The following is a 13,121-nucleotide window of genomic DNA, read 5'->3' on the forward strand; positions in this document are numbered from 1 at the left end:
AAAGTCAATCTTTTCAATATCTTCCTTTTTCTTCCTTATATCCAACTGACGTTATCGTAAGTTTTTTAATCTTATCACTCCTCGGGCCCTTTGGTGTCGTTCCGCGATGTATACTTGTTGCCTATGGCGGTATTAAAGTCCTATACCCTCATGTGTCACTTGCTGGATTTAGCGCCTTTTTCTCACTCATCATGCTTGGTATTATTTGGCAAGAAAATAAGATTGTTCCCATCATTGGAAAATTTTTAGGCCCTCTTAAAATAGGAGCCATTCTAATGATTATATTTTTTGCTTTTATAAATATTGATCCTTTAGAAACAACACCTCCTCAAATAAATCCTTTTTTTCAGGGCATCAAAGAGGGATATCAAACCATGGATTTGCTCGCGGCCTTTTTCTTTTCAATTACAATTGTCGAATATTTAAGAAAAATCATGGTTAACACAAAGGATATGCTTAAAATAAGTCTTTATTCAGCTCTTTTAGGCGGTGCCCTCATTGCGGCAATTTATACTTGTTTTGTTATTCTAGGCGCTTATTATGCAGACTCCTTAAAGTTCTTAAAACCAGAAGAATATTTAGCGTCAATCACATTAATAAGTCTTGGAAAACATGCGACATTTGTTATCGCCTTTACGATGTTCTTAGCCTGTTTAACAACTGCAGCAACCTTAAGCCGCTTGTTTTCAGAATTTTTATCTCAAGATATTTTTCGACATAAAGTTTCTTATAAATACGCGACGCTTCTTACACTCAGCATAAGTTTTCTATTTTCACTCATGGGATTTTCTTCGATCACGTCACTTCTTGGAATTATCTTACAAAATATGTACCCCGCTCTTATCATGCTAATGATGACCTCCTTTTTATATAAATATCGTCAAATCAACATCGTCAAAGAATCTTTTTGGATAACATTGGTAATTTCAATTATTTGGAGCAGCTTATGAATCGTATCTTCAAAAGGACGTTAATATCCGTTTTATCAGGAGGCGCTCGAAAACGCTTTTCTTTTAGGGAGTGAGGAGAGCACCGATTTTAAAACAAGGAAAAAGGTTTGTATTTTAATGGGAAAATAAAAGTGGCCTTCTTTCTCATTTTTTAGCTCATGATCTTGAATTTGTTTAAAAAAAATATATTACCTTTCTTAAATGAAAAGCGGCAGGGCATGCCGTGATAGTCTGTGGAGAAGCAGTAAGACCAGCATCCTTAAGAAGGCTGAGGCGGCTTCAATGAAGGAGGAACCATCCTTAAGACAGCTTGTTGCTTGAGCTTAAGAAATCTCGTTCTTTTAAGAACGAGAGGATGTCAACAGCTTAAGGAACAAGTTCAAGTAAGCTCCAGTTCTCGATTTTCAAGGTCCCTTAAAAGATCTCTTAGGCGGGCAGCTTCTTCAAATTCAAGGTTTGAAGCCGCTTCCCGCATCTCTTTTTCCGTTGTCTTTATCTTAAGGCGTAATTGCTTTAATGTTAAATGTTCATGACTTTCGAAAGAAGATTCTTTTGGAACCTGTTCCATTCCCTTTCGAACTTCACTGGTAACACTTTTTGGCGTGATATGATGCTCTTTATTATAGTTCTGTTGTTTTTCCCGCCGTCGATTTGTTTCTTCTAAAGCTTGCTTCAAGGCATTCGTTTCTTTATCAGCATAGAGAATTACTTTGCCATCCACATTACGCGCTGCACGCCCTATCGTTTGGATAAGAGATGAGCGGGATCTCAAAAACCCCTCTTTGTCCGCATCTAAAATGGCAACAAGCCCACATTCAGGAATATCAAGACCTTCTCTCAGAAGGTTAATGCCAACAAGAACATCACATTTACCAAGACGCAGATCTCTAATAATCTCAATGCGCTCAAGTGTATCAATATCAGAATGCAGATATTTTACTTTAAGTCCTGCATCCTTTAAATATTCTGTTAAGGCTTCTGCCATTTTTTTAGTAAGCGTCGTCACAAGAACCCGATAGCCTGCTTTCGTGCATTTCTTTGACTCTTCAATAAGGTCATCAATTTGATATTCTGTGGGTTTGATGGTGCAAATAGGGTCTAAAAGTCCCGTTGGCCTAATGATTTGCTCAATAATTTCTCCGCTCGTTTGCTCAAGTTCCCATGGGCCAGGCGTTGCAGAAACAAAGATTGTTAAAGGCCTTCTTGCTTCCCATTCTTCAAATTTTAAAGGTCGGTTATCTTTACAGGCGGGAAGCCGGAAGCCATATTCTGATAATGTTTGTTTCCGAACGGCATCTCCTTTATACATCGCTCCTAATTGAGGAACCGTCACATGGCTTTCATCAACAATTAAAAGAGCATCTTTCGGAAGGTATTCAAAAAGTGTGGGCGGAGCAACGCCCGGGGATCTTCCTGTTAAATAACGCGAATAGTTTTCAATTCCTGCACACATCCCTGTTGTTTCGAGCATTTCGATATCAAAAAGAGTTCTCTCCCGAATTCTTTGAGCTTCTAGAAGTTTATTCTCGCTTTCAAATTCAAGAATACGCTTTTGAAGATCCTGTTTAATCTGCTGAATAGCTTGATTCAAAGTTGGACGCGGCGTAACATAGTGACTGTTTGGATAAGTCGAAATCTCCGGAAGCTCAAGAATTTTTTCTCCCGTCAAGGCATCCACTTCAAAAATAGATTCAACCTCATTTCCAAAGAAAGAAATCTTCCAAGAGCGATCTTCATAATGGGAAGGAAATATTTCTAAAAAATCTCCGCGCACGCGAAACATCCCTCGTCCAAAGCCAACGTCATTTCGTTTATATTGAAGATCCACAAGTTGACGCTTTATTTTCTCCATATCCACATGTTCTCCTTTTTTTAAGGAGAAAATCAATTCACTATAAGTCTCAAGGGACCCTATTCCATAAATACAAGAAACACTGGCAACAATAATGACATCTTTGCGTTCCAACAACGAACGTGTTGCAGAATGGCGCATACGGTCAATTTGTTCATTGATGGTCGCTTCTTTTTCTATATATGTATTGGTTCTTGGAACATAGGCTTCAGGTTGATAATAATCATAATACGACACAAAATACTCAACTGCATTATGGGGAAAAAAATCTTTCATCTCTCCATAAAGTTGCGCTGCTAGTGTTTTATTATGCGCGAGGATAAGCGTTGGTTTTTTAAAATTTTGAATGACATGGGCCATGGTAAAAGTCTTACCAGACCCTGTCACCCCAAGAAGAACCTGATTTTTTTTCTGATCCATTACCCCTTGTGTTAAAGCAGCAATCGCTGCTGGTTGATCGCCTGCTGGTGCAAAAGGGGCTTCAAGATCAAACTTTGCCATGGCACATTTTATACTTTTTACCCGATCCACATGAACAAGGATCATTACGTCTTAAGGATTTTCGAGAAGCAGATGGTATTTCCGGAAGCATGGCAGGTCCTTGAGATTGAGACCCTTCTGCAACACCATCATCAAGTCCAAATTGAGCCATCATACGTTCAATTTCTTCTTGAGAAGATTCATGGGCTCTCGGATCAAGTCCATGGGGCAATTCCGCTTTTTCCATAGAAGAAAAGAGACTCGGACCTTCGCCCACATGCGATAGGGCTGCTGTTACATTTTGACGAAGAGAGGTAATCATACTTTGAAACAAGGAAAAGGCTTCTTGTTTATATTCATTTAAAGGATCACGCTGTGCATAGGCTCTTAAATTAATTCCATCCCGAAGGTGGTCAAGAGCAAGAAGATGATCTTTCCAACTTTGATCCAAGAGACGCAATAAAATGCTTCTTTCCATATTTCTAAAGAATTCTTCAGAATAAAGAACTTTCTTTTCTGCCATATGGGCATTTGAAGCCGATATGAGACGTTCTCTTATTTCAGTTTCTGCAATCCCTTCTTCATTCGCCCATTCCTCTATCGGCAAATCAAGACCCAAGATAAGCTTACAATCTTCTTTCAACCCTTTTAAATCCCATTGCTCAATATATGTGTGCTCTGGAATGGCTCTTTTTATAATTTCCTCAATAACATCGAGTCGCATCTCTTCAATTAAATCAGAGAGATTTTCAGATTGCATGATTTCGATACGCTGGCTGTAGATAACTTTCCGTTGATCATTCATGACATCATCGTATTTTAAAAGATGTTTTCGAATATCAAAGTTACGGGCTTCTACTTTTTGTTGTGCTTTTTCTAGGGCTTTATTGATCCATGGATGAATGATCGCTTCTCCCTTTTGAAGGCCAAGCTTTTGAAGAACAGTATCAAGTCGCTGAGATCCAAAAATACGCATGAGATCGTCTTCAAGTGATAAGAAGAATTTAGACGCCCCTGGATCTCCTTGACGACCCGACCGGCCTCTTAATTGGTTATCAATACGTCGCGATTCATGCCGTTCCGTTCCAATTACAAAAAGCCCGCCTGCTTGACGCACAATCTCAGCATCTTTTGCAATTTCTTCTGTAATTTGTTTTTTTAAATCTTCTGTAATAACCTCAATCCCTTTCTCTGCCATCATTTGCTCAAGACGCACAGAAAAGTTTCCTCCCAATTGTATATCTGTTCCACGGCCCGCCATATTAGTTGCAATTGTGACGGCACCTGGGCGCCCCGCTTCAGCAACGATTTTAGCCTCCTGATCATGAACACGCGCATTTAAAACTTGATGGGGAATTTTTTTCTTTTTTAAAAGATCTGAAAGATGTTCTGATTTTTCAATACTTACCGTTCCAACAAGAACAGGTTGCTTTCGTGATCGACATTCTTCAATGAGCTTAATAATGGACTCATTTTTTTCTTCTGCTGTTCGGTACACTTCATCGTCTAAATCTTTACGTTGAACAGGAACATTTGTTGGAATTTCAATAACTTCTAATCCATAGATTTCAGAAAATTCAGCCGCTTCTGTTAAGGCCGTTCCCGTCATTCCCGAGAGTTTGGGGTAGATTCGAAAAAGATTTTGGTAGGTAATGGACGCCAGCGTTTGTGTTTCTTCTTCAATATGAGCATGTTCTTTCGCTTCAAGGGCTTGATGAAGACCATCTGAGAACCGACGACCCTCCATCATTCTTCCTGTAAATTCATCAATAATGATAACTTTTCCCTCTTTGACAATATAATCCACGTCTTTGTTAAAAAGAGTATGTGCCCTTAACGCCTGATTTACATGATGCATCAAAGAAATATTCTGAATGTCATAAAGCGTTCCGCCTTTTAAAAGGCCAGATTTCTCAAGAAGATTTTCAATTTTTTCAGCCCCAACTTCTGTCAACATAACAGAACGTTGTTTTTCATCTTTTTCATAATCTTGAGGTTTTAAATGAGCCATAAGTGCATCAATGGCAGCATACACATTGACAGATTCTTCAGAGGCCCCTGAAATAATAAGAGGGGTACGAGCTTCATCAATTAAAATGCTATCCACTTCATCAACAATAGCGTAATTAAAAGCGCGTTGAACACGTTCTTCCAATCTAAATTTCATATTATCTCGAAGATAATCAAATCCAATTTCATGATTGGTCCCATAGGTAATATCTGCGTCATATGCAATTTTACGTTCTTGATCATCTAAATCATGAACAATGCACCCAACCGTAAGACCTAAAAATTCATGAATTTGCCCCATCCACGTGGAGTCACGTTTGGCAAGGTAATCGTTCACCGTTACAACATGAACACCTTTTCCTGTCAATGCATTCAAGTATGAAGGGAGTGTTGCAACAAGTGTTTTTCCTTCTCCTGTTCGCATTTCACAAATCATTCCTTTATGAAGGGCCATTCCTCCCATTAATTGGACATCAAAAGGACGTTGACCCAAAACCCGAAAGGCTGTCTCACGCACCGTTGCAAAAGCATCATTTAAAATATCATCTAAAGTTTCACCTTTTGAAAGACGCTCTTTAAACCATGCTGTGCGGGCTTTTAATTCATCATCTGTTAGTTTCTTGACGTCAGCTTCCAGTTGATTGATTTCTTTAACGCGCGTCATAAAGCTTCGAAGCATGCGCTCATTTGCAGATCCAAATAATTTTCGTGCTAATTTTCCAATCATCGTTTCCTCAATTTCCTATTCTCTATTCGCTTAATCCATGCTGCAATTTCTCTCACGCACAAAAAGAGAGCTTCTTTCTGTGTGTCCTTCCTTTCTCCTATTATTAAGAGAATTAGGGAGCTTGAGCTTTGCGCGCTTTAAGCGCTTCTAAGATTTGTTTATCTTGACCATAGACATCTTCTAAAAATCGAATTGTTCCCTGATCATCCTTTGAGACCGTAAAATATTGGATATAAACTTTTACAGGAACTTGAAGTGGAATTGTCACGGTCTTATCTGAATTAATTGCATTTTTAATGGCATCTTCTGACCATGTCGATGTTGCTCCAAAAACAAATTCAGCCATTTTTATGGGATCTTCTAAACGGATGCATCCTGAGCTTAATGTTCTTTTTGTTTTATCAAATAATTCTTGTTCGGGTGTGCCATGAAGATAAACATCAAAAGGACTGACAATCGTAAATCGAATACGCCCTAAAGCATTAAGCTCTCCAGGGTCTTGCTTTAAATGAAAATTAAAATTTTCTTTCGTTACATGTGACCAATTAATTTGATGGGGATCAATTTCACGTCCATCCTTGTAAACATGGATTTTCTTTTTTATAAAATAATCTGCACCTTTCTTTTGAACGTCTTTGAGTTTATCTTGGACCGCAATCATGCGAGGAACATTCCAGGTAGGATTAAAAATCACATTAATAATTTCAGAATCAAAAACGGGCGTCTCTCGATAAGGACGGCCAACAATAATAGGCATTGCAAAAACACATTGATTGTTTTCGTAAGCCCTCACCTCAAATTGAGGTATGTTTACAAGAAGATATTTCTCACCTAAAACTGGAGGCATCCATCGCCAACGCTCTAAAGTTACAATAACTTGATTGATTCTATCTTCTAATTTTTTTGAAAGATATTCCTGAACATCAGAGCCAACCACACCATCAACACTTAATCCAAGATCTTTTTGATAGGCTTTAACGGCTTTTTCAAGAGATTCATCAAAAATATCTGTGCCGTCACTGTGGTATCCACGGGATGTAAGAACTTCTCTCAATTCAAGAACCCGCTTTCCCTTGTCTCCTTTTTTAAGACTTGGACCATGTGAGAGATTTTTTTCTTCTTCGCCCCGTGCTTTTTTGCTTTTTAGGTCCTTTAAAACCTCTTTAAGCATACTATATTCTGGATTTTGAGGTGGAAGCTTTTCCATCCAATCACAGGTGTTTGAAGAAGCATTTTGAATAAGACTTAAGAAAACCTCAGGTTCATCTATTTTTGGCTTATCTAAATAGAGCTCTTTATCAATTTTTTTAGGAGATAACCTTTCTCCACGTATATCACTAATATATTGAAGAAGAACGTAAGATAAAAGAAGATCAGCCCTTAAAAGATCTTCTTGAGAGACCGCTTCTTGTTTGGTCGCATTTTCGCCAACATATTCTTCTAATTTTTTCAAAAAAGGCGCGTAATCAGAAGCATCCAAGCCCTCTTCATCAGCCTTTTTAATTTTATTTATAACATCCGAAGCACAAGATAATTTACGCTCCCCGGTAAACCATAAAGGTTGGAATCCAACTTTTGCGTATAAATTCAAAAGGACAGAATGAGAAACTTCTGCATTTGTTGAAAAGCCAAGATAATGTTGTCCCCCTTCTAAAAGAGTTTGAAGAGCTTCGCGTATCTCGCCTAAAGAAGCCGATGTAGAAACAGCATTTTCCGGCGTTGCATGAGAGGATGTCGGCACATCAGCTAAAACTTCCCTTTTGGAAAATCCGTCAAGAAAAGAGAATCCTAAACAGGCCACTGCTGTTCCAAGTAAAACATCAATCCATTTTTTTGAGAAAGGTCGCAAAAAATTCTCCTTGTTTTCTGTTTAAGCTCTTCTCTGAATTTATTCTTTATTTGTGTTTTTGAACATCTTTTTTTCTTAATTTAAGACAAAAACACAAAAATAAGCATCTCTAAAACTGATACCAACCATAATACCTTCAACAAAAAGATTTTTCAATCCTTTGAACTAAAAAGGCTTTAAAACTAACTTTTTATTTATCTAAGGTCAGCTGACTTAAAAAAGTCTAAACAAGTTTTAAAAAGTAAACAAAACTGTTAAATTATTTAAGCTTTGTCTCTTTAAAAAGCACATGTTTTTGGACACGAGGATCGTATTTATTAAATTCAAGCTTATGTGTAATTTTACGAGGATTCTTTTTAATCACGTAAAAATACCCAGTATCTGCTGTGCTTTCTAACTTAATAAGAATTGTATTTGATTTTGCCATTTTTTACTCAATCAATTAACAAATGTTTAAACAAAAACCATTTTTAGAAGAAATATTTTTTTTCTCAAAAAATGGTGGGCGATGACGGGATTGAACCGCCGACCCTCTCGGTGTAAACGAGACGCTCTACCGCTGAGCTAATCGCCCTTTTAGGTTAAAGCCGCATTTTAATGCAACCTTTTGCTTAAAAGCATAGATACTTTTAGGCATTCCTTTTAAAAATGGCAAGCAAAAAGAACATCTTTTCCTTTAAAAAAGTTTGATTTTGAAAATATCACTCCAAAAACTTCCATCTACATGAAAAAAAAGGGTTCAAATTAAATTTTCTCTTAAGACTTTTTTATAAAATATTTTGTATTTAAAAGGTCAGGCCTCTAATGAAAGAGGCCCAACTTTATACTCAAAGTAAATCACAAGAGTTTTTCCATCCTGGAACAGTAGAGTTGCTAGAAGCTGAGCCACGCTGCTGCCCTTGCTGGCCGTGGGGCGTATTAGCCTGTCTTCCTCCAGCCTCTATACCTTGTACTTCTGTATGAGCCTCCTCTTGTTCACGTTGTAGACGCTCTTGCTCTGCACGAACACGCGCTTCTTCTATACGTTGACGTTCTTGCTCTGCGCGAATGCGAACTTCCTCTTCTACACGTTGACGTTCTTGCTCTGAACGAATACGGGCTTGCTCTTGTTCACGTTGTAGACGCTCTTGTTCTGCACGAATGCGAGCCTGCTCTTCTACACGTTGATGTTCTTGCTCTGCACGGGCAATACGAGCTTCTTCTGCACGTTGACGAGCCTGCTCATCATGCTGTTGACGAAGATGCACTGCCGCTGCTCGACCCTCTTCTTTTTCAAAAGATGTTAATTTTCTTAAAGTTAGGTCCGGAAGTACACGGTATAAGAAATTAGCCATTTCCGTTCTGAGTGCTTCTGGCGCATGCTTTTCCTCTGCAGAAAACCGAAAATGATTCACTTGATAAGTAAAAGCTTTGGGCTCGTCTTTCTCAAAAATCCCAGCACCAGCTTCATGAAAAATATGTACAAGATTATTTAACTTTGAAAAGTTAACATCTTCATTCCGTTCAGCACCAAAGATCGTTCGTAGCAAAGGAATAATGCTGGGATTATGACGACAAATATCCCAAAATTTTTCAGTATTTAATGGTCTTGCTGCAACCAGTCCTCGTTGCTCTTCCGCTCTAAACTGACGTTCTTGTTCTAAAAGGATGCGTTGACGTTCTGCCTCTTCAAAAGACCTTAAATAAAGAAGAAAAGATTCTGACCCTGAAAGAGTACGCTGTAAGAATCCAGCCATCCGTTCTTGAAGAGTTTTTGAATCTTGCGTTACATCAATAGTTATTTGGTTCCCATTCATCGTAAAAGCAAAGCTAGCAGAGTCCTCTTTTAGAAATTTACCCATTCCAGCATCCACAAAAATACCCATCAAATTATGAATATTTGAATAGTTAATATTTTCTGTTACACGCGCTTGTAATATTGCTTCGGAAACAGACATGAGGTTTGGATTATGACGACATATTGCTAAAAATCCTTCTGCTTGATTTTTTTGGATCGCGCGTTTCAAAGATGCAAAAAACTGTTCAGGTGTTTGAAGCGGGGTAAGCGTCCGTTCCCCAATAATTTTTTTTAAACCAGCCTGCTCGATAGTAGCCTCTTCCGTTAATATGCAACTCTCCGGTGAGACAAAGATACCGTTTCCCTTTAGGGTTAAAGGAAAAGCGGATACAATAGCTTGTGGGAATCCTGTATCAAATCTTACAATTGGCAGAGCCCTTCCAGGAGAAAATTTAACTTCTACTTCTCTTTGTTCTATGGTTCCTATATCTATAATATTAGTACCAGGCATCGAAGATTCTTCAGGTGCAACAATATTTGCAACAGCATGAAAACTAAATTTGACGGTCTGTATGGGGCACTTCTCTTCCGGAAGAGGATTATAAGGATAAATCATTGCAGATGCTTGTTGGCAGAGAGAAAACAAAACAAGACCTGCTGTCACTTTTTTAAATAAGGTCATAAAAAAATCTCCTTGTTTTAATAAAATTCAATTATCTAAATAAAACAAAGCACATGAATGCTATGAGTAATCAAAATTTTTTATCACAAAAAATCATCCTCTTAAAGAATAAAATATTTTTTCCGTCATCTCGTAAAATTGAAAAAGATGAAAATTAATCTTTTTTTGAGTTATCGCATGTTTTTTTATGTTTAACAGCACGTGAGTTGTCTAAGTTTCTCACGTGCGGTTAAAATTTATAACCGCAAAACATAGGGACGGAAGAAACAGATTTATCCCTTCTTGGAAACATTAGGCTCTCTCCGTAAAATCAGCCGATCTTTCTTTACATAGACAACCTTATCTCACAATTGTAAAACTTGGTCTCATTGATCTTTTTTTGCACCTGAAAGCGTCCGACGCACTTCTTCATTAACAACACATTTAAAAGCCTGAATCCGTCTGCGGGCTTCAAAAATCTGAAGTCGCAAGTATTGAGGAACAGTATGCGTCCATTTTGCAAAAACAAAAGATCCGCCTTCAAGATTAAATTCTTCAAAATTAAAGTTAACAACAAGAGGCTCTCCATTGGGAAGTTCAACAACTTCAAATTTAGGAAGAGCTGCTGTAACATGAGAACCCCTTTGTCTTATTTTACAGCCAAAACCTTCATAATAAGCTTGCAATTCTTCACGTGTAAAATTCCAAGAATTTGTTTCCATTTCACGCTCGAGACGTCTTTGAAGGGTTGTAAGATTCTCTTGAACATCAGCATCAAAAAGAAAATAGGTTGCCCTTTCTGGATCAATCTCATTTAATCCTTCCTCATGTTCCATTGCAGCCCCAGCTGCAGGCATTTCTCTGAAAGAGGCCACTTCTGCAGCTTGAGATTCTGCTTTTTGCGCAGACATTCTTGCTTCATGCCTTCCTAATTTTAGTTTCTTTTCAGCTTCTGCAGAAAGCGCAGGTTCCGTGAAAGAAGAAGCAACGTCAGATGCTGCTCTTGGAGGGGAAGATGGGGCCCGCGTTTGCCGGGCTTCTTTTTTAACATCATCCGCCTCTTTTTGCTTTTTCTCTTCTTGTTCTTTTGCTGATTTCTCCATAGATGCCTTCGCCGCTCTGACTATCGCTTCTTGGGCTTTTTTCTTATCTTCAGCTTTTTCTTTTGCTCTTTGATCTTGTAAAGAGAGACGCGCAAATTCTATCTCAAGGATTTCCCTTGGGTCTCCTTGTAAAGCTTTTATAATAGCCTGATGCCTATTGAATTCTGCAAAAAACTTCTCTTTGTCGATACCTTGATAAGTAGATTTAAAAGCACTGATATGGGCAAGAGCACTGTTAAATTGGTTTGCGGCCATAAAGGTTCTTACAAATACTTGACTTGCATAAAGAAGCTGACTTGCATTTTCTTGAAGCTCAACTTTATACTTTTCATAAAACTGATGAACCTGCTCTAAAGATAAGAACTCTTGGCCTTCTCTTCCAAGGACGTCTCTTTCAAACTGGTTTATCTCTCTTGAAAGATTCTCATAAATTTCTAGATTAAAAGTCCTCTCCTTATCCTGTAAAACATCTGTTAACTTAACAATAAGGGCTTGATGCTTTGGATAAATTGTATCTTTTAAAATTTCCGCTTCCAAAGGATTTCCTTTATAGTGTTTAGGCACATGTAAAAGTGAAGCACGCTCTTCTTTGGCTATTTTTTCTTTTAAACCTCCGATCTGTTGAGATTTTTTCCTCGCAATGGGAGAGGAAGAATCTAATTCTATTATTTTTCGAGTATATTTTTCTGCTTGCTCTAACACACCTTTTACGGCTGCAGAATCCTTTCTAAAAGACGCATTTGAAGCTTCTGAAAGACAAGTTTCTACTAATTCACACCAACCCTCAATAATAGTTGTTTTAAATCCTTCTCTGAATTCCGCGTGGCTTTCATCCTCCCTAAGAGTTAAATACATAACTGTTTTGTTCTTTAAGAGCCTTTCCGTATATATTCGTAAGATTTTGGAGCTTTTTTCAAAATCTTGCATTCTTTTTTGAGCATTATAAAATAATTGAAGTCCATGGGTGTGGGGGTTCATTAAATCTACAATATTAATCTTTTTCTGTAATATCTGAAAAAAAGACGCGCCGCTTCCTACTCTTCTCTCGAGAGACTCCAAATAATTATAAAAGACATTATATGTATGGATAGAAGCAATATAAAGTCTTTCTTTTTCGTGTATATCTGTCGTGACATCTCTCATGAGAGTTAAGAGATTAACACGCGTGTTACATATTCCTTCTGCAAGTTCTAGAATGCACTGGACATCAATTCCTTCAATGCTCTCCATCCTGCGGTCACCAAGGTGATATCTTTTAATTGCAGCATTTTTGCTCTCTTGAAACTCTTTTTCTTGCCGTGTTATCGGAACATTTCTTTCATCGACGAGAGATCCAAGTGTTAAGTCTCCGTCTGTTAAAAAAGGAGCTTCAAATAAAACAAATTCAGTCCCATTTTTAAAAGACATCTTTAAAGGGGCTTCTAACTTAGCCAAGCACCCTTTAATAAAGGTTACAAATGAGCCAAGTGTCATTTCTTTATTCAAAAGTCTTGCTTTGGATGTGGTAGCGGCTTTTACAAGTGTTGGAAACCTTTTCTCTAAAAGGTCAGAATATCCATTTTCAAAAGTATCATATTGATAGGTATTTAGAGCCCTTTGTGGAAGAGCTGAAGCATCTGGCTCCTTTTCTTCCATTGAAAAGCTGTTCTGAGCGCCCAAACACAAAAGAAGCGCTATACCTGAGGCTTTTAAGTAAAATTTTTTCATAATAC

The 13,121-nt window shown here is 37.9% G+C and carries 7 protein-coding genes and 1 tRNA gene; 1 reads left to right on the plus strand and 7 read right to left on the minus strand.

Features of this window, described 5'->3' with window-relative positions:
• Positions 1–950 (plus strand): branched-chain amino acid transport system II carrier protein (locus tag JSS34_03045; GenBank protein ID MBS0185314.1); only part of this gene is annotated, 950 nt, incomplete at its 5' end.
• 379 nt (positions 951–1,329) lie between these two features.
• Here the strand turns inward: JSS34_03045 and uvrB are convergent.
• The 7 genes from uvrB to JSS34_03080 all read right to left on the minus strand — a co-directional run bounded on the left by uvrB (position 1,330) and on the right by JSS34_03080 (position 13,116).
• The gene (uvrB, locus tag JSS34_03050; GenBank protein ID MBS0185315.1) at positions 1,330–3,303 is read right to left on the minus strand and encodes an excinuclease ABC subunit UvrB; all 1,974 of its coding nucleotides are present in this window, start codon (positions 3,301–3,303) and stop codon (positions 1,330–1,332) included.
• The gene (secA, locus tag JSS34_03055) at positions 3,290–6,019 is read right to left on the minus strand and encodes a preprotein translocase subunit SecA (protein ID MBS0185316.1); all 2,730 of its coding nucleotides are present in this window, start codon (positions 6,017–6,019) and stop codon (positions 3,290–3,292) included. The genes uvrB and secA overlap by 14 nt, the downstream gene beginning before the upstream one ends.
• A gap of 112 nt (positions 6,020–6,131) precedes the next feature.
• Positions 6,132–7,868 (minus strand): L,D-transpeptidase family protein, encoded by a 1,737-nt coding sequence (locus JSS34_03060; protein ID MBS0185317.1) that lies wholly within the window; start codon positions 7,866–7,868, stop codon positions 6,132–6,134.
• 259 nt (positions 7,869–8,127) lie between these two features.
• Positions 8,128–8,295 carry a 50S ribosomal protein L33 gene (gene rpmG / locus JSS34_03065; protein MBS0185318.1) on the minus strand — a complete coding sequence of 56 codons (168 nt, stop codon included), beginning with the start codon at positions 8,293–8,295 and terminating at the stop codon, positions 8,128–8,130.
• A 72-nt stretch (positions 8,296–8,367) separates the two neighbouring features.
• A tRNA-Val gene (locus tag JSS34_03070) sits at positions 8,368–8,442 on the minus strand.
• A gap of 253 nt (positions 8,443–8,695) precedes the next feature.
• Positions 8,696–10,327, minus strand: coding sequence for a hypothetical protein (locus JSS34_03075; GenBank protein ID MBS0185319.1), 1,632 nt, complete (start codon positions 10,325–10,327; stop codon positions 8,696–8,698).
• Between the two features lie 365 nt (positions 10,328–10,692).
• The gene (locus tag JSS34_03080; GenBank protein ID MBS0185320.1) at positions 10,693–13,116 is read right to left on the minus strand and encodes a hypothetical protein; all 2,424 of its coding nucleotides are present in this window, start codon (positions 13,114–13,116) and stop codon (positions 10,693–10,695) included.
• Between the last annotated feature and the right edge of the window lie 5 nt (positions 13,117–13,121).

The sequence above is a fragment of the Pseudomonadota bacterium genome, assembly GCA_018242545.1.
Classification (GTDB): Bacteria; Pseudomonadota; Alphaproteobacteria; order 16-39-46; family 16-39-46; genus 16-39-46.

Excerpts from the sequence above, each read along its gene's own strand:
- JSS34_03080 (MBS0185320.1), bottom strand. The coding sequence starts at position 13,116 with ATGAAAAAATTTTACTTAAAAGCCTCAGGTATAGCGCTTCTTTTGTGT.
- JSS34_03075 (MBS0185319.1), bottom strand. The coding sequence starts at position 10,327 with ATGACCTTATTTAAAAAAGTGACAGCAGGTCTTGTTTTGTTTTCTCTC.
- secA (MBS0185316.1), bottom strand. The coding sequence starts at position 6,019 with ATGATTGGAAAATTAGCACGAAAATTATTTGGATCTGCAAATGAGCGC.
- uvrB (MBS0185315.1), bottom strand. The coding sequence starts at position 3,303 with ATGGCAAAGTTTGATCTTGAAGCCCCTTTTGCACCAGCAGGCGATCAA.
- rpmG (MBS0185318.1), bottom strand. The coding sequence starts at position 8,295 with ATGGCAAAATCAAATACAATTCTTATTAAGTTAGAAAGCACAGCAGAT.